18 protein-coding genes are annotated in these 17,726 nt (G+C 61.7%); 1 reads left to right on the forward strand and 17 read right to left on the reverse strand.

Annotation, left to right across the window (positions count from 1 at the left end):
- Positions 1 to 34: 34 nt before the first annotated feature.
- The 9 genes from ISS97_RS05115 to ISS97_RS05155 form a co-directional block, all read right to left on the reverse strand.
- Positions 35 to 2,377, reverse strand: a complete 2,343-nt coding sequence (locus tag ISS97_RS05115; RefSeq protein ID WP_379985997.1) for a glycoside hydrolase family 31 protein — start codon at positions 2,375 to 2,377, stop codon at positions 35 to 37.
- A gap of 264 nt (positions 2,378 to 2,641) precedes the next feature.
- Complete coding sequence (locus ISS97_RS05120; RefSeq protein WP_379985998.1) at positions 2,642 to 2,998, reverse strand: DUF1428 domain-containing protein; 357 nt, start codon at positions 2,996 to 2,998, stop codon at positions 2,642 to 2,644.
- A 136-nt stretch (positions 2,999 to 3,134) separates the two neighbouring features.
- Positions 3,135 to 3,554, reverse strand: a complete 420-nt coding sequence (locus ISS97_RS05125) for a hypothetical protein (RefSeq protein ID WP_379985999.1) — start codon at positions 3,552 to 3,554, stop codon at positions 3,135 to 3,137.
- A 39-nt stretch (positions 3,555 to 3,593) separates the two neighbouring features.
- Positions 3,594 to 3,908 (reverse strand): hypothetical protein, encoded by a 315-nt coding sequence (locus ISS97_RS05130; protein WP_379986000.1) that lies wholly within the window; start codon positions 3,906 to 3,908, stop codon positions 3,594 to 3,596.
- A gap of 93 nt (positions 3,909 to 4,001) precedes the next feature.
- On the reverse strand, positions 4,002 to 4,487 hold the full coding sequence (locus ISS97_RS05135; protein WP_379986001.1) for a cupin domain-containing protein: 486 nt from the start codon (positions 4,485 to 4,487) through the stop codon (positions 4,002 to 4,004).
- A gap of 128 nt (positions 4,488 to 4,615) precedes the next feature.
- Complete coding sequence (locus ISS97_RS05140; RefSeq protein WP_379986002.1) at positions 4,616 to 5,104, reverse strand: hypothetical protein; 489 nt, start codon at positions 5,102 to 5,104, stop codon at positions 4,616 to 4,618.
- Positions 5,105 to 5,267: 163 nt separating this feature from the next.
- Entirely contained in the window at positions 5,268 to 6,038 is a 771-nt protein-coding gene (locus tag ISS97_RS05145) for a TIGR00266 family protein (protein ID WP_379986003.1), read from the reverse strand.
- A gap of 557 nt (positions 6,039 to 6,595) precedes the next feature.
- Positions 6,596 to 7,474, reverse strand: coding sequence for a PA3715 family protein (locus ISS97_RS05150; protein WP_379986005.1), 879 nt, complete (start codon positions 7,472 to 7,474; stop codon positions 6,596 to 6,598).
- Positions 7,475 to 7,624: 150 nt separating this feature from the next.
- Positions 7,625 to 8,098, reverse strand: a complete 474-nt coding sequence (locus ISS97_RS05155) for an Lrp/AsnC family transcriptional regulator (protein WP_379986006.1) — start codon at positions 8,096 to 8,098, stop codon at positions 7,625 to 7,627.
- 79 nt (positions 8,099 to 8,177) lie between these two features.
- Here ISS97_RS05155 and ISS97_RS05160 point away from each other — a divergent pair, with 79 nt between their 5' ends.
- Entirely contained in the window at positions 8,178 to 8,657 is a 480-nt protein-coding gene (locus ISS97_RS05160) for a DUF4440 domain-containing protein (protein WP_379986007.1), read from the forward strand.
- A gap of 222 nt (positions 8,658 to 8,879) precedes the next feature.
- Here ISS97_RS05160 and ISS97_RS05165 read toward each other — a convergent pair whose 3' ends face one another.
- From ISS97_RS05165 to ISS97_RS05200, 8 genes are all read right to left on the reverse strand, one after another.
- Positions 8,880 to 9,923, reverse strand: coding sequence for a flagellar hook-length control protein FliK (locus ISS97_RS05165; protein ID WP_379986008.1), 1,044 nt, complete (start codon positions 9,921 to 9,923; stop codon positions 8,880 to 8,882).
- 12 nt (positions 9,924 to 9,935) lie between these two features.
- On the reverse strand, positions 9,936 to 10,379 hold the full coding sequence (gene fliJ / locus ISS97_RS05170; RefSeq protein WP_379986009.1) for a flagellar export protein FliJ: 444 nt from the start codon (positions 10,377 to 10,379) through the stop codon (positions 9,936 to 9,938).
- On the reverse strand, positions 10,376 to 11,740 hold the full coding sequence (fliI, locus tag ISS97_RS05175; protein WP_379986010.1) for a flagellar protein export ATPase FliI: 1,365 nt from the start codon (positions 11,738 to 11,740) through the stop codon (positions 10,376 to 10,378). Before fliI ends, fliJ begins: the two co-directional genes overlap by 4 nt.
- Positions 11,737 to 12,366: a flagellar assembly protein FliH gene (locus ISS97_RS05180; RefSeq protein WP_379986011.1), complete on the reverse strand. Its 630-nt coding sequence runs from the start codon at positions 12,364 to 12,366 to the stop codon at positions 11,737 to 11,739. The genes fliI and ISS97_RS05180 overlap by 4 nt, the downstream gene beginning before the upstream one ends.
- The gene (gene fliG / locus ISS97_RS05185) at positions 12,366 to 13,355 is read right to left on the reverse strand and encodes a flagellar motor switch protein FliG (RefSeq protein ID WP_379986168.1); all 990 of its coding nucleotides are present in this window, start codon (positions 13,353 to 13,355) and stop codon (positions 12,366 to 12,368) included. Before fliG ends, ISS97_RS05180 begins: the two co-directional genes overlap by 1 nt.
- A gap of 7 nt (positions 13,356 to 13,362) precedes the next feature.
- Positions 13,363 to 15,033 (reverse strand): flagellar basal-body MS-ring/collar protein FliF, encoded by a 1,671-nt coding sequence (gene fliF, locus ISS97_RS05190; protein ID WP_379986013.1) that lies wholly within the window; start codon positions 15,031 to 15,033, stop codon positions 13,363 to 13,365.
- A gap of 114 nt (positions 15,034 to 15,147) precedes the next feature.
- A complete protein-coding gene (fliE, locus tag ISS97_RS05195; protein ID WP_379986014.1) occupies positions 15,148 to 15,477 on the reverse strand; it encodes a flagellar hook-basal body complex protein FliE in 330 nt (109 codons plus the stop codon).
- Positions 15,478 to 16,260: 783 nt separating this feature from the next.
- Complete coding sequence (locus tag ISS97_RS05200; RefSeq protein WP_379986015.1) at positions 16,261 to 17,721, reverse strand: sigma-54 dependent transcriptional regulator; 1,461 nt, start codon at positions 17,719 to 17,721, stop codon at positions 16,261 to 16,263.
- Positions 17,722 to 17,726: the final 5 nt, after the last annotated feature.

Genomic DNA, 17,726 nt, shown 5'->3' on the forward strand with positions numbered 1-17,726 from the left:
CATGCTCCGGCCTGCCATCTGCCGCCACCTACGCTTACTTGCCCACGACCTTGGTCAGTTCCGCCACCTTCTTATTGAACGCGGCATCACCACCGGTGGCGCTCAAGGCAGCTGACGCCTGATTCCAATGTAGCTGGGTCGTGCTGCTCTTGCCCTTCTCGTAGCCGTACGAGGTGCCGTCGTCGTCGTAGAGCGCAAAGTCGGCGTCCTTGCCCGGATAGATGCGGACCTCGGCGATCGACTGTTTCGTCGCGGTCGACTGAATGTCCGAACCCAGCGGCACGATGGAGCCGGCGCGGACGAATACCGGGATCTGGTCGATGGGTGCGGCCACCTTGACCCAACGTCCGCCGGCCAGCTTTTCGTTGGTCCAGAAGTTGTACCAGTCGCTGCCGGCAGGCAGGTACACATCCTTCTCCGTCTGGCCCTGCTCGGTGATCGGCGCCACCAGGAAGGCGGAGCCAAACATGTATTCCGTGCCCAGGTTGGAGACATGGGCATCGCCCGGAAAATCCATCCACAACGGGCGCATGAAGGGCGCGCCGGTGTCGTAGGTTTTCCTGGCCTGGCTGTAGATGTAGGGAATCAGGCGATAACGAAGCTTGTCGTACTCCGCCAAGATCGACTCGGCCTGGCGGCCGAACGCCCAGATTTCCGCGTGCTTGCGATCGCCGTGCAGACGCAGAGTCGGCAGAAAGGTGCCGTACTCGAACCAGCGCGTGAGCAGCTCCGGGTAATCGTTATTCTGACCCACCGTGTCGCGTGCATCGGAAGGGTCGAGCAGCGGCGCCTTGGTGGCGCTGGTGGTCTGCGGCAGAGACTGCCAGCCACCGATATCGTTGCCCCAATACGCAATGCCGGAGGCGGTCATGTTGAGGCCGGCGGGAATCTGGCGCTGCAGCGCCTCCCAAGTGGGATCGATATCCGACGACCAGAACAGCGCGCCGGTACGCTGCGAGCCAAGATAGGCGGCGCGGGAAAGAATCAGCACACGCTCATCCGGTTTCCAGGTGTGCATGCCCTGCGCCACGCCTTCGACGTGCACCAGCGGAAACACATTGTGGTAGCGGTCACCCGAGCCGATCGAGAAGAAGTAGCCATCCGGCACGAGATCCGGCTCGGTCTCGTCGAGCCACGGATAGTCGAAGCCATGCGAGAGGATGTTGTCGCGCGCATGCGCCCAAAACCACTGGCGCGCCGCCGGGTTGGTGGAGTCGATCAGCGCACCGGCGCGATCCGAGCGGAACGCCAGGCCGTCGACCGTCCTGCCATTGCTGTCCTTCAAGAAGTAGCCCTTGGCATCGAGCTCGCTGAAGTAGCGCCCGGAGCGCTCGAAGCGCGGCCAGATCGAGATGATCGACTTCATTCCCATATCATGAAGCTGCTTGTTCATGGCGTCGGGATCGGGGAACTCCGCCGGGTTGATATCCAGCTGGCCCATGCGCGTCCAGTAGAACCAGTCAAGCACCATCACGTCGAGCGGATAGTTCTTTTCGCGATACGTATGCGCAACGCGCAGTATCTCGGCCTGGCTGTCGTAGCGTGCCTTGGACTGGATCAGGCCAAAGGCCGCCTTCGGCGGAATGGGCGTCTTGCCCGTGACCCGGGCGTAGGCGGAGTAGATGGCCTCGGGCGTATCGCCGGTCACGACAAAGAAGCTGACGCGCTCGCCCACTTTCGACTGGAAACTGGTGCGGCCACGGATACCCGCGACAAAGCGGGTATCCGAGGGGTTGTCCCAGATGATGCCGTAACCCTTCGATGACACCATGAAAGGCACGCAGACGGTTTCACCCGTAGGCGCGTCGTACCAGTGCTGACAATCGATGACGCGGCCGCGCAGGTCGAGCGGGCCAAGGCTGTCCTGGTTCTGGCCCATGCCGTAATAGTGTTCATCAGCCGATGCCGCAAACGTCGCGCCCACCTGATAGGTCGCCTCGCGTGCCACTTCGTGCGGCGCCATTTCCCAACCGGTCATGTTGACGACGGTTGCGCCCCTGGCGTTCTTTACCTGCAGGCGAACCGGCGCCAGGTCGGGCGCGAAGTAGCGCTCCATGGTGCCTGGCGTGTGCGGCGGCGGTGCAGCGTCGACATGCAGGGTAAGCGCGGAGGAGGCAAAGGTATCGCCGCCTTGATCGTGGGTTTGATGAAACGCCGACGCGTCGGCGTGATCGGCAAGAATCCCATAGCCGGGTGCCTTCAGCGCCTGCGCCTTGTCGGCGGCAATCGTGATGTGGACCACGTTGGGACCATAGGCCTCAACGCCGACCCACGCACCATGCCGGTCAAGCGTGGCGATGGGTGCCGCGTGCGCAACGGTGAACGCCGTGGCGAAGGATAAGGACAGGCCGAGCAAGGCAAGTTTATAGGTCCGCACGATAATCCCGCAGCGTTGGCACATACACCCGCGTCGCCTGGCGCGCGGCCGAATGCTCCGGTTTCTAACATACGAGACCGACGGCCCCGCCGCCCTGCCCGGCCGGCTGGGTAAATTCGCTATGTCCACTGTGAGATTTAGCAAAGACCCGGCAGAGCCGGCCTGCGCTGAGCCCGCGGCGGTGGGGGCAACGCTTGGCCTGGCTAATGTCCGCTAGGGATCGGAAGCGGACGTAGCTTTGAAAGCGCGCCGCTCAAGGCCTCCCTAGTCCGGCAGGCTAACCACCGACTTGAAGCCGCCAAAGATCATGCGCTTGCCATCGAAAGGACAATCACTGGCGGCTCCCATGCGCGGGTCTTGCATGAATTTCGCCATGCCGGCATCGCGAGTGGTCTTGTCGGGCCATTCCACCCAGGAGAACACCACGGATTCATCCTGCGTCGCCTGCACAGCGCGGCGGAAATCGGTGAGCTTGCCGTCGGGCACGTCGTCGCCCCAGCACTCCATCACTCGGGTGGCGCCGTACTCCAGGAAAATGGCGTCGAAGGTACGGGCGTGCGCGATGAACTGCTCGCGGTTAGCGTTAGGTACAGCGATCACGAAACCATCGATGTAGGACATGATTGTCTCCTTGGCGTGAAGGGTGGCCGGTATGGTCACTTTCATGTATGAGACGAATGAGCGCCTGCGGGATCGACACCGGGCCTCTGGAGATGCTTTCCGCTATGGATCGGGAGCGGACATTACACGCCACCGATTAGACGTTGTTGGATAGCGTATTTCTGTGCAAAGCACTGCCCCACACATTGATCGTCGTGGAGAAATTCCCTGGATCTGACGCCTTTACGTTTATCGCGATCGGAATGAAGCTTCGACCTTCGTACTCCGGGGTGGCGCTGTAGTGTCGAATCGTCCCGTTTGCAGCTAACGGAGCGATGACGTTTTTATCGATTCCAGCTTTGATCTCGGAAATGCCAGGTGGCAGGTACACAATGTTTGGCGGAAAGTCCGCCCCACCAAATTCAAGTGGCATTAGGCAGACCTTCTCAAGCTGACCGCGCTTGTACAGCTCTTCGGCCTTTTCCCGTGAATCTACGTGAGAGAAATCAGGCCCGGAACCGGGGCGCTTCTTAAACCAGTTGAACACGGACTCCCCCTTCGAAATGTAGTTCAGCATTCGACATCTACTCCGGACCTGGCTACCTGCGGGGTGCATCTAGCCGCCGAAGATGCCTCGCAGGATGAAAACCAGGATATAGATGCCGAAAGCAGACATGGCTATGAGGTTGGCCGCACAAACGTAGCGAAGCATGATTACGGTTGGCTTGATCGCATCAGGAACAGCTTCGAAGAACAGCGGGCGAAATCGAGCCGGCCCGGCCTTATGCAAAAGCTGGTCGCCAACCGAATTGAAAAGCTTCTTCGCGAAATCAGGTGCCTTTTGCTCAACCTCCGAGCGGCTTCCGTTCACCGTAAAGAACTCCACGATCATCGTGGCCAGCAGAAGAAGGCCAAGAAACAAAGGAAGCATCAGAAGGATTCCTGGGGGTTGCTCAGCCAGCTTCTTCTCTACGGTCATAAAACAGGCAACGTCCACTTCAGGTCGGAAGCAGACACTACGCTGTTACGAGCCCGGCGCCCCCTTCGGTGCAGGCACTAGAACATCGTCACCCTTGCTCCATGCCGGCGTCGTTATGGCATAGAACTTCAGGGCTTCGCCTTTACTGGCTCGAATCGAGCGGACCACCGAAGGCGGAATCAGAATGTAGTCTCCCGGCCCTACGGGATGTGCTGTGCCGCCGGTCCAAACCTCGCCATGCCCCTCCAAGATGAAGAAGGACTCTTCACCGATCTTGTTGTGACTCCAGGCGCTCGCATGACCTGGATCGAGTTCGAATAACGCGACGCTGCCAAGAGCGGATTTGGCGCCAACTGGGGCCGCACGCCCCGTCAGTTCCTTCAGGCGTACGCCCTCGGAAACTTGAATAAAAGGAAGTTCAGCGGGAGAAATGACCTTGGCTCCGTTGCCACCCGGCGCGGCATCCGTGGCCCATACACCGCAGGACGCGAAGAAACACAGTGAGGCAAGCCAAGCGTACTTATTCAACATGAGTCACCTCGTTTCCTGATCTATGGTGTGGGATCAAATATAAGCGAAGCGAACCAAGGGCAATCGGTGATAGCCCTCAGAACGTGGAAGGTTTGCTTTGGGTCGGAAGCGGACAGCAGATTTTCTGCCTAGACACCTCTTACCTGGCCCTGTCTGCTCGAGCAGATCCGGATCGGCCTCGCCTTTATTGACCCGTCGAACGCTCGAAACTTGGCGGCCAGTCGATCGCGATACGTGACAACCAGTGTTACGCAAGCACTCTTCGCCTCATAACTATGCATCAGGTCAGCGATGCTATAGATGTGACCGAAGGCATCGCCCGGGCCTAGCGAGATGTACGCAGAGTCAGTGGGTAAATTCTCATTCGGCGGGAACGTAGGGCCATATCTGTGGCCCCCTTCGGACAGGTTGAAGTTCAGAACGCCGAAAGCGGGATTTTCGTTGAACACAGCGCTGACCTTCACCCGGTCGCTCGAACGATTCTTCAAAACGACTTCAAGCTCACCTTCAGATGCACGAGAGACCTCAAGTTCAAGGGTGCCCTTGGACGTTTGAGCTAATGCGACGTTTGTCGCCAAAGCCGAGAACACTAGTCCCAAAGCAATGGATCGATTCACACCGCCTCCGATTTCCATGGTTGGCAATGGTCTGTTTTGAGCCAGCACGACCGTTTTTAGAATCGCCTACGTTCGACAAACCCTCAAAGGCCCCTTTCTTACCGGCCTTCTCCATCCGATTCGCCCCATGGGAATAGCTTCGCTCTTGGTTCACTGCACGGAATTATTTGTCGTCACCGCCCAGCAGAGAACCCACGATGCCCCCGAGCAAGGCACCACCGACAGTCGCCCGTCCACCACCGCCCTCGCCACTCGGCAGGTACTCGGCAATCTGGTGCGCCAGGCGAGAGATGGGCAATGTTTGCAGCCACACCGTACCGGGGCCGGTCAGCGACGCCAGGAAGATGCCGTCGCCACCGAAGATCGCATTCTTGATGCCTGGCACCGTGGTGATCTGAAAGTTGACCGAGGCCTGGAACGCACCGACATGCCCGGGGTGAACGCGCAAGGTTTCGCCCGGCGCCAGATCCTTCCGGATAAGCTCACCTGAGAGTTCCAGCCAGGCCGTACCTGTGCCGCCAAGCTTCTGCAACATGAAGCCACTGCCACCGAAAATACCGGCGCCCAGCGACTGTTGAAAACCCACGCTGATGGTGACTTGCGGCGTGGCGCAGAGAAAACCGTGCCGATGCACAAGGTATTCGTTACCCGGGTTTACCGTCACCGGCACGATATGCCCTGGTACTTTGGTGGCAAACGCGACCTCTCCTGGCGTCCGCATGGCCCGGTACTCGGTCATGAAGAGGCTGCCGCCGCCGACCACGCGCTTGAACGCACCCAACAGACCCCCACCGCCACCCATCTGGGTGTGGGTGGTCATCTGGATCGATGAAGTCATCCACGAAAGCTCTCCGCTCTCTGCGAAGACGCTGTCGTCGGGATCAAGCTGCACTTCCAGCACGGGCATCACTGTGCCCTGGATACGCGTCTGCATAGAGTGTTCTCGTGATGATGGATGGTTGTCGGGAGTTTTCGAAATCAGTGTGCGCTTTGGGTCGAGAGCGGTGCCATCGAGCCATCATCCTGCTGCTGCGAGAAGGAAGTAACGGCGGCCGAAACGCACGCCATTGACAACATCCATTTCATGCTCGAATCCCCCTGAAGCATTCTTCCCTGCGAAACTACTTTGCCATCAGTGGCGCACCTGCCCCGCAGGCTTTCCTCACGCAACTGACTAGCTACGACGGTGCGGCGGACCTAGACGAGTATCCGCCGTCGGTCTCTCGAAATGATGCACTGGTTCGTTGACCACGCGACGCCTAATCGTGCAGGGGCGAAAAGGTGACGGTCAATATGCTGAGGTGGTCGTTCGTGAAATTCGGAGGCCAGCGTCAGCAGGAATGACTGAGTCATCTATCTCAGCACTCGGGGCGAAAGAATTTACGCCACAGGCATCGCAATGAGTGGGATGGGCGGGACCTGAAGATCGATGCCTCGGGTCCGCTCTGGTCGGAAGCGGACATAACCCTGTTCAAATCCTAGTGCGGTCCATCATGAACCCTGCTGTGGCTCGACCGATTTGTATTCGCGCCCGTCGAACCGCCATGTCTTTCTGACTTTGCTGGGGGGCAATGCTGGGCATTTGGCGGTGGCTTCATCGGACTCGTAATACGCCTGCCCAACGGTCAGCTGATTCAGATCAGCCATGCCGTGTTCTTTGTGTCGACCGACAACGATGGTGCTTTGCTGCTCGGTATACGACTCGCTGCAAAGCGGCCGATTGTCTTCGTAGCCATCGGACTCTGCTTGCCATGTATGCATCGTGGTTTCGAGCAGCTTGTCGACACGATCACCATTTTGGGCGAAGAGGATCAACCCACCCCAACTGCTATTTGCACACGTGCAATGGGTCGAATTGGCCGTGCGTATACCGAAGGCACGCTTGCCTTGCGCCAATATGTATTGGCCTGTATCGATGCCGAACCCTTCGAGATGCTCTGCATCATCTTGGATTTCGCTGTCCCAATGGCCGCGGGCAAGGATACTGCCGTCCGAGAGTTCCAGGATCACTATGTCGAGGTCCCGGGTCCCAGGATTGGTATCCAACGTTTTTCCGGTGCGCTCCTCTCCCGATACGTATGCCAGAGCTACGATGGCCCTGTCATCGTGTGCCGGATCAAGCCTGCATTCACTGTGATAATCACCTTCCCAAAAATCTTTTCCCCCAGAGAATTTCAAAGCTCGCACAGTGCGTTCGACTACATCGTCAGCACAGTTCAAGGATGGCGACGGCACAACAGGGGCTGAGTTGGGCTGACCGTCCGCGAAAACTGGAGCCGCCATGGCCTTCGTAAAAAAGGAAGCGCCCCACAGGGCTATCAGGCAAACAAACGGCCAACAGCCACGTTGGGCCAAGCAGAAGCGACGCATGATTCCCCCAGTGAAGCTGCAAAGTAGGTCCATCTAAATCTCGCAGGTCATTTCAAACGAGAGTTATGACCTCGGTGTACCCGCTTCGGGTCTAAAACGGACCCCACGGCTTAGCTTTCCACCTCGATCAATTGATTCCGAACCCAACCTCTAAAGCGGAAGCGGCATGACGTGCTGCTGCTGGCGATTGAACACCACGGACGTTTCCACGCGCAGCACAACAGCGTGGCGATTGAAGTGCTCCGAAATGATCGCCTTCAAATGCTCCATGTCCCGCGCAACGACGTGGACGATTAAATCCGCGCGACCCGATACAAGAAACACACCGCGAACTTCCGGAACCGTGGCGGTAGCGCTCACGAAGTTATCGACAACATCGATCTCCAACTTGCCAAGCTGCACGAGCAGCACAGCCTCCAGTGCGAACCCGATCGCACGCAGATCCACCTCGGCATGAGCACCCCGCAAAACGCCGCGCGCCCTGAGCGACTTGATGCGCTCATGGCAGGTGGATGGCGCAAGGCCAACCGCAGCCGCGATCTGCTTGTTGGACAACCATGCATCCTTCATCAAAAGGCGAAGGATGGCGAAATCTGTTCGGTCGAAGTCGGGCTCGGCGGCCATATATCCGAAATTTATTCGTTTGACGGTTTATCGATCCTAATTACATTCTAATTGCATGACAAACTATCGAATATTCTCCATGCGCACCGCTCTAGCTGCCCTACTGCTATCGATACTCGCCGCCGCCACGCCAGCCGTTTGTGATGCCGCAGCCTCTCCCACCCTTGTACCCGCCGCAGTGAATGACACGATCGGACAACGCTTGTTTGCCGAAGAGCGGGCAAGCTGGGATTTAGCCATCAAGCGGGATGCCACTGCTTACAAAGCCCTCCATGCGCCGGACTTCTTCACAGTCACCGGCACCGGCGTGGTGGACAGAGTGCGCAGCGAAACATCGGCCATGGACGCGAATGTACGCTTCGACCAATGCGAGCTTTCAGGATTCGACGTCCGCTTTGTCGCGGAGAATGCCGCGCTTGTTACCTACCACGTAAAGGCAGCGGGGCTTGATCATGGCAAGGCCTTCCAACTTGACAGCTACGCGTCGTCCTTATGGATGAAACGGGATGGCAAGTGGATGAATGTGTTTTATCAGGCGACGCCCGCGCCGAATCGGTAAGCCCACAGGACATTGCTATCGAGAAAAGAACGGTGTCAGGTTCACTTCCGCTTGAAGTTCGAGTGAATCTGACACTAGCCCCCCCCTCATCGGCCCACTCAAAGGCCGGAACCACAGGTAGCTTCATCGGCACCTGTCAATTTGCTACTAAAACCCAACTGATTTAGTAGAAAGGCGATAGGTCGCCTCGCGGTGGGCCCCATCGGTTCCGCCTACCGTCAGTCAGGCGAACGTATCGAGCAATCCCACCGCCATCGGCTGAGCCACCTGCCCCACCGGCTCAGCTTCATTCGCGAACACATCCCCTGCCTGCCCCGCTTGCTCGCGCCCACCACCATGACCACCCTGCTGCCCCACCTGCGCCTGCCCCAGCGACAATCCATGCCCGGCCAGCATCAGATCAAGCTGCCCTAAGGTCTGCTGCACGGCGGTCACCGCGGAGGGATGCTGCGCGGTAAAACTCACGTCGACGCGACCGTGTTCAACGCTGACTTTCACGTCGAGCTGGCCGAGTTCTTCCGGGCGCAGGCGGATGCGGGCCTGTTTGATGTCCTGGCCGCCGAGCCATGCTACTTGCTGACCGAGTTCCTGCGCGAAGGCAGGTGTGTTGACGGGGGCGTCCATTTTCAGCGCGTGCGGTGCGGGTGTGCCGCTGGGGGCTGAGTGGAGGTTCAAGGGTGCGGCGAGCAGGTCTGCGGCGGATGCTTCGGCGGATTTGTGTGGTTCCGCGATGGACGGGCCGATGTCGTTCGCGGCGAGTGTGGCTACGTCGACTATCGGGGTGGCCGCGGCTGCACCGACTGGCGATGCGTCTGCCGTATTGCCTGTCATGGCCGCGCCGGGATGAAGTTGCAGCGCGGTCTTGTTGCCGGTTAACGACAAACCTGCGGACTTACCTGCCTGCGCGGTGGTCGCGGGTGCCGCTGCGCCCTGCCCCAACATCGCCAGTACCGCAGCGGCCAGCACATTGCCGTTGCGTTCGGCGGGATCGATCGTGGCATCGTCCGCCGTCGCCTCTTGTAGCAAGGCCGTCGGCTCCTTGAGCGATGCGGGGGCTTTTGGCAACGCGACGGTCAGCGGTGCAACGTCGCCAGTCAGTGGCATTACGTTCGTCTGCTGCCGCAGCACTTGATCGAGCTGATTGGTAAAGGTCTGGCCGGGTTGGCCAGGCGTGGGCGACGACGGCTCGGCGCCATGCGCGGTGCGCGTGGCACCGGCGGCGGGTGTCTTGGAGGCGGGCATAGGTAGGGAGACGATCGTAGCCATGGGAGGTCCAGGTCAGGTGTCGCGGCGGCGTGCGGCGGGGCGGTGCTGCATGCGCTCGTCGACGTCGTTCTGTTCGCGGCGTTCCTCGGTCTTGCGCTCTTGCTCGCGGTATTGGCCGATCACGCTGTCCAGCGCGCGCTCGCGCGCATGGGCATTGCGCCAGGTGTTGCCGGCCTGTTCGAGCAGGCGGCGCTGGCGTTCCACTTCAAACAATTGCTGCGCGATAGCCTTGTCGATGCGCTCGAGAAATTGCTGGCGGTTGACCAGTGCGCTGACCGACATGCCGCCGGACTGGTCGCCGATGGCGTACTCGGCACGATAACGATGCAGCTCGCTGAGCTGATGTTCGGCCGCCTGCAACCTGCCCTGCTGGTCGGCCAGGCGCTGCGCCGCGTCCTCGCGCTTTTCGCGGGCGTGGTCGGCGGCGGGTGTCAGGCGGGTGGCGCGCGACTTCATGCAGCGGCCTCATCAGCGATGGCGCCGAGCGCATCGATAGCGGGCGCCAGCGCGGTCGGCTCGTCCACTTCCTGTTGCAGGAACGCACGCAGTTGCGGCCACATGATGATGGCCTTGTCGACTTGCGGGTCGGAGCCTTTTTGATAGGCGCCGACTGCGATCAAATCGCGCTGCTGACGGTAAGCGGAGTAGATCTGGCGGAACTGTTGCGCCGCACGCAGGTGCGCGCGATCCACCACGGCTGGCATCACACGGCTGATCGAGGCTTCGATATCGATGGCCGGATAGTGACCGGCCTCGGCCAGGTCGCGCGAAAGCACGATATGACCGTCCAGAATCGCGCGTGCCGCATCGGCAATGGGGTCATGACGGTAGTCGTCGCCTTCGGCAAGCACGGTGTAGAACGCGGTGATGGAGCCGCGCCCTTCCGCATCGTTGCCGGCGCGCTCGACCAGCGCCGGCAGCAGCGCGAATACCGACGGCGGATAGCCCTTGGTCGCGGGCGGTTCACCGATGGCAAGCGCGATTTCGCGCTGCGCCTGCGCATAGCGGGTGATCGAATCCATCAGCAGCAGCACGCGCTGACCACGGTCGCGGAACCATTCGGCGATGGCGGTGGCGTATTGCGCGCCGCGCAGGCGCTTGAGCGGCGGCGCATCGGCGGGTGCGGCGACGATCACCGCGCGGGCACGGCCTTCCTCGCCCAGCGTGTGTTCGACGAATTCCTTTACTTCGCGGCCGCGCTCGCCGATCAGGCCGACCACGACGACGTCGGCGTCGGTGTAGCGCGTCATCATGCCGAGCAGTGTCGACTTGCCGACGCCGGAACCGGCGAACAGGCCGAGACGCTGGCCGCGGCCGACGGTGAGCAAGGCATTGATCGCGCGCACGCCGGTATCCAGCGGCGCGTCGATGGGTTTGCGCGCCATCGGGTTGATCGGCTCGCGCTTGAGTGTGGCGTGTTCGTCGACTTCCAGCGGACCCAGGCCATCGAGCGGTACGCCATCGGCGCCGACCACGCGACCGAGCAATGCCGCGCCTACGGGCAGATCGCCAGCACGCGCGCATGGACGCACGCGCGCGTTCGGCAGTACGCCGTGCATTTCGGTGACTGGCATCAGCAGCAAACGATCGTCGGCGAAGCCGACGACTTCGGTATCGAGCTGGGTGCCGTCGGCGGTGGAGACCAGGCAGCGTGCGCCCAGCGGCGCCTCGCAGCCTTCGGCTTCCAGGGTCAAACCCACGACACGGCGCAGTCGCCCTTCCACCACCAGCGTCGATGCCGCTTCCGCGCGACGCGCGCGACGCGCCAGGCGCTGTTGCCAGCGATGCCGGGTCGACGCGGGCGCGTGAGTGTTCATGCCATCTCGGCCTCGGGATCGGCTTCCACGTCGTTGCCGAAAACGGCATCGACGACGGCGGCCAGCCGCGTTTCAACGCGGGCGTCGAGGCGCGAGCTTTCGCTTTCGAGGCGGCAGTCGCCGCGTTGCATCGAGGGATCGGGCAGCAACTGCCAGTGCGGTTCGGCGGCTTCGTGTTCGCGCAGCAAGGCGAGATCGTCGGGATGCAGATAGACGCGCAAGGCACGTGTTGCCGAAGGCAGCGCCAGCGCGGCCTGCCGTACGGTCTGCACGATCAGTTCCGGTGACACCTTCAATTCCTGCGCGATCACCTGCCGCGCGATTACCAGTGCGAGCCGTGCCAGTTCCTGTTCGGTGGCATCGTCCAGTGCACCCAGCGGGCGAGCCGCCGCCTGCAGGATCGCCTCAAGTTGCACCACGCGTTGCACATATTCGTCGTGCGCCGCTGCGCGGCCTTCGGCGAGACCGGCGGCGTAGCCGGCCTCGCGCGCCTCGCGCTCCAGGTCTTCCAGATCGCTGACGGTGGGTCGCGCGGCTTCCGCCGGCGTGGGTTTGGGCTCGCCCATGTCGGGCAACTCCCAGCGCTGGAAGCCCGGCAACTGCTCACGGGTAAGGATCGCTGCCATCAGACGAAGTCGTCACCTGTCGCGGAAAGGCTGATCTGCCCCGCGTCGGCGAGCTTGCGCGCGATCTGCAGCACTTCCTTCTGCGCCGCATCCACCTCGCTGAGGCGCACCGGCCCGGACACTTCCAGATCGTCGCGCAGCATGTCGGAGGCGCGCTTGGACATATTGGCGAAGATGCGCTCGCGCACGCTTTGCTCGGAGCCCTTCAGCGCCGTCACGAGACGCGCCGACGGCACCTCGCGCAGCAGCATCTGCATGCTGCGGTCGTCCAGTTCGGCAAGATCCTCGAACACGAACATCAGTTCTTCGATACGGCCGCTGAGGCCAGCATCGTGGCCACGAATGGCCGAGATCAGCTCGGCTTCGCGGGTGGACTCCATCGCGTTGAGGATATCCGCCGCCGCCTTCAGGCCGCCGACAGTGGCGGACTTGAGCTTGTTGGTGTTGCCGGAGAACTGGCGCTCCATGATCTCGTCCAGCTCGTTCAATGCATGCGGCTGCACGCCGTCGAGCGTGGCGATGCGCATCACCGCGTCGCTGCGCACGCGCGGCGGCAGGTAGCCGATTACCTCGGCGGCCTGATCGGGTTCGAGATGCGCCAGCACCAGCGCGATGATCTGCGGATGCTCCTGCCCGATCATCTCGGCGATAGCGCGGCTCTCCATCCACTTCAGCGACTCCAGACCCTTGCTGCTGCGGCCGAGCAGGATGCGGTCGATCAGGCCGCCCGCCTTGCTCTCGCCCAGCGCGTTGACCAGGATCTTGCGGATGTATTCCTCGGTGCCCACGCCCAATGCGGTGTGACGGCCCATGTCCTCGTTGAGGCGAGCCAGCACTTGCTCCACCTGATCGCGCGACACATTGGTGAGTCCAGCCATCGCCTGGCCCACCGCCTGCACGTCGCGTGCGTTGAGGTGCTTGAGCACTTCGGCGGCATCTTGCTCGCCGAGCGTAAGCAACAGGATCGCCGCGCGCTGCGCGCCGTTGATCTCGATATTAGCCGCCATCTTCGCCCACCCAACTCCTGACTACCTGTGCGACTTGCTTGGGATTCTCGGTAACCATGCGCTTGGCCATCGCCACGCGTGTTTCATATGCCATGCCGGGCGGCGGACCGAGACGGCCCTGCCCGTCGATCTCGTCCTGCGGATCGTCGATGCGCACTGACACCGTCGGCATCGGCGAAGGCAGGGTCTGCAGCGCCGTGCCCGGCCCCTTCAACACGCCGCGCAGCAAGGGGCGCAACAAGCCGAAGGCGATGATCAGCGCGATCAACACGCCGCCGCCCTGCTTGAGCAGATCCATCATGCCGGGGCGCTGCCAGAACGGTTGTTCCGGCAAAGCTTCATCGCCCGGCGCCTTGTGGAAAGGCTGGTTGATCACGCTGACACTGTCGCCGCGCGTCTGGTTGAAGCCCACCGCGTTCTTGGTCAGCTCGGTGAGATGCTCCAGCTCCTGCGGCGTAAAGGCGACGCTCTTGCTGCCCTTGTCGTCGGTGATCAGTTTGTTGTCCACCGCCACCGCAACAGTGAGACGCGCGAGGCGTCCGGCCGGATCGCTGACGTGACTAACGGTGCGGTCGAGTTCGTAATTGCGCGTGGAGCTGCTGGAGTTTTCGCCGCCTGCGGTGGCGTTGGTATTGGCCGCCGTCGCGGCACCCGCGTTCGGCTTGGCCGCCGTGGGTTGCGCCACGGTGTTCGGCGGCTGATTGCTCAAGGCGCCGGGGACTGCGCCACCATTGCCTTCGCGCCGCTGTTCGCTGCTGGTCTGCTCGCTGCGCAGCGCGGGGTTTTCGTGATTGAAGGTTTCGGTGGCCTTCTCGGTCTGGCTGAAATCCAGATCCGCATAGACCTGCGCACGCACCTTGCCAGGGCCGACCAGCGGCGTCAGCAATTCCTCGATGCGCTGCGCATAGGTGTTCTCCATCCGTGTGGCGAGGCGAAGACGGCTGTCGCCCACCGCGCCCGCGCTGTCCGGATCGGTCACGGTGAGCAACTGGCCTTGCTGATCCACCACCGAAACCTGGCGCGCATCCAGCTCCGGCACGCTGGCCGACACCAGGTGCACGATCGCCGCCACTTGCGAGGCATCGAGCTGGCGCCCCGGATACAGCGTGACCAGCACCGACGCACTGGCCTGGCGATTGTCGCGAACGAAAGCCGATGGCTTTGGCAAGGCTAGATGCACTCGCGCGGCACGTACCGACTGCAGGCCCGCGATGGTGTTGCCCAGATCCGTCTCCAGCATCTGCTGGTAACGCGTGCGCTCGGCCAGATCGCTCATGCCGAACGGCGAATCTCCCGCCGACAGTGATGTACTGGTGCCCGCGCTGCCCTGCGGCAAACCCTGCGCCGCCAACTTCAGACGCACACTGGGCAGATCCGCTGCCGGCACGGAAATCGACGCACCATCCGCACCCAGCTGATAGGGCGTATTGGAGGCCTGCAACGCCTGCGTGATTGCCGCCGCGTCCTTCTGATCCAGCCCCGCATACAACAGACCGAAATTCGGTCCGCGCGACCACAGCACCACCGCCACGCCGAACGCCACCGCCGCCGCCACCGCGACAAGCAGCATCAGCTGCCGCGTCGCCGGGTTCTGCGCGAGGTTCTTCAGTGGGTCCAGACGCGAGCCGTTGCCGGTTTGCGCGATGGCGTTTTCTGCCATGAAAACTGCTCTTGGTTAGGAGAAGGCGGGAACGGGGAATGGGAAACGGGGAATGGCAAGGGCGTCACAAACTTGCAGCTCTTGTTCCCCGTTCCCTGTTCCCCGGCTTTTTCATCACACCGGCATGTTCATGATGTCTTTGTAGGCATCCACCAACTTGTTGCGCACCTCAGTCATCGCGCGCAACGACAAATCAGCCTTCTGCACCGCCACCATCGTGCGCCCCAGATCCGCGCCCGCATCGCCGCGCTCAAAACCCGCGGCAAGTTTTCCCGCTTCCATCTGGTTCTGCCCCACCGCGGCGATCGATTGACGCAGCAACGCGCCAAAGTCCCCGCCCTGCGATGCAGAAGCCGCGTTAGTAAACGAAGTCTCCGGCATACGCACCTGCGTAGAGAGCTGGCGCATCTGAGACAACAAGCTGTTGACGTCGATCTGACTCATGACGGTTTTCCAACGCGTGATCACGAATATGGGGGTAGATGCACGAGGCGTGCCATGGGTGTGTGCGGTGTGATTGATGGGTGCGCTATCGCGCTTTTGCTGCTTATGCAGCGGGCGACAATCGATGAGTTATCGCGACCTGGCCGCTTATGCAGCGGGCATTTCGGACGCCTGCCGGCGCCCGAGTCACTTTCTCTTTGCTGACCCAAAGAGAAAGTAACCAAAGAGAAATGGTCGGAAGAGCGCGGCGTGCTTTGTAGCCACGCATCTTCCAGTGTCAGACGCCGGGTTTGCTCTTGCCCCCTCCCCTGCTCGCAGGGGAGGGTTGGGGAGGGGTGAGTACTTGAGAAAGCGTTTCGGGAGAGGTTGTCGCAAGGGCTTACCCCCTCCCAGCCTCCCCCTGCAAGCAGGGGGAGGAGAAAATCGCGCGGCTCTGACGACGCCAATCAGCTCCAGCGAAGAGAGCAAGAAGCGAAGCCATCCGGATGTCTGGCACTGGAAGATGCGTAGCTACGAAGCACACCGCCTGCTCTCAGGCCATTTCTCTTTGGTTACTTTCTCTTTGGGCCAGCAAAGAGAAAGTGACCCGGCTCGCGGCAGCGAGTCGGAATGCCCGCTGCATAAGCGGCCAGGTCGCGACAGCGCGACCACCGAAGCGAACCACTACTGGATGACCAGCTTCGCCGTTGTGAAGCGCCTCCGGCCTACGCCGGAATGACGAAGTAGAGGCGGCATCACAAGGGCCCAACCCTCTCCCCAAAGGGGAGAGGGAGACAAAGCGCATCAGGGCACCTGCAACCCCGTCTGCAACCCATACTTGCGCAGCTTCTCCACCAAAGTCGTGCGCTGCATCCGCAACAACTTAGCCGCATGCGCCACCACACCACCTGTGGCATCGAGCGCCTGCCGGATCAGCCCCACCTCGATATCCGAAAGGTGATCCTTAAGATCCAGGCCACCCTCCGGCAGGATCGCCGCCGACTCGCTCGCCATCGCCGGCGCGATGACCGGTGAACGCCCTTCCATCAAGGCGAGCAAGGCCGCGCCCGTCACTTCTTCGCCCACAGGAATGCCGCGATATTTTTCCGGCAGGTCGCTGGCGCGTACTTCGCAGGAGGGATAGAGAATAGCCATGCGTTCGACCAGGTTGCACAGCTCGCGCACGTTGCCCGGCCACGTGTGGCTGCGCAGTGCGTTCATGGCGCTGGTGCTGAAACGCACGCCGGTCAGGCCACGGCGCAGCAGGCGCTGGTTGAACTCGCCGATCAGCTCGGGCATGTCTTCCAGGTGTTCGCGCAGCGGCGGCATCTCCAGCGGGAACACGCTGAGACGGTAGTACAGGTCTTCACGGAAGCCGCCATCGGCGATGGCCTGCTCCAGGTTGCGATGGGTGGCCGCGATGATGCGCACGTCGCAGCGCTGGGTGCGGTTGCCGCCGACGCGCTCAAACACGCGCTCCTGCAGTACGCGCAGCAGCTTCACCTGCATCGGTAGGCTCATGTCGCCGATTTCGTCGAGGAACAGCGTGCCGCCTTCGGCCAGTTCGAAGCGGCCTTTGCGTGCGCTGATCGCGCCGGTGAAGGCGCCTTTCTCGTGGCCGAACAGCTCGCTTTCCAGCAGTTCGGCGGGAATCGCGCCGCAGTTGATCGCGATGAATGGCTTGTCGCGTCGCTGTGAGTTTTCGTGGATGGCGCGCGCCACCATTTCCTTGCCGGTACCGGACTCACCAAGCACCAGCACGTTGGAATCGAACGGCGCGACCTGACGGATCAGCGCGTTCACGCGACCGAGCGCGGCGGAGCCGCCCACGATGCGATGTAGCGCGGATGGCGCGGCAGTACTCTTGTAACCGGACGCCGTACGCGACGGCGCGGCGAAGCGTCGTAGCGCATCCATCAGCGGCTCATAGCGCAGCGGAAAGCTGATGAGTTCCACCGGTCGCGAACGCGAACCGGGCAGCGCACCGGGCATCTGCGCGGCGAGCGGCGAATCGGCCGCAACCAGCAACGGCAGGTGCAAGGCCTGCTCGCCCAGCGTGTCGAGCTGACGCTGGAAATCGTCGAGGTCCACTACGTCACCGATATAGATCGCACACCAGTCGCGTTTGCCGTTGTCGGCCGGCGCGACATGCCCGTCCTGATGCGGGCGATAACCCAGAAACTGCAGTGCCGATTTGACGGTTTCCGCCCTGACGGCATCCGCTTCGATGATCAGTACGTCGATGTCTTGGACTTCGTTATGCACAACAA

The sequence above is a fragment of the Dyella koreensis genome, from assembly GCF_044904565.1.
Taxonomy (GTDB): domain Bacteria; phylum Pseudomonadota; class Gammaproteobacteria; order Xanthomonadales; family Rhodanobacteraceae; genus Dyella_D; species Dyella_D koreensis.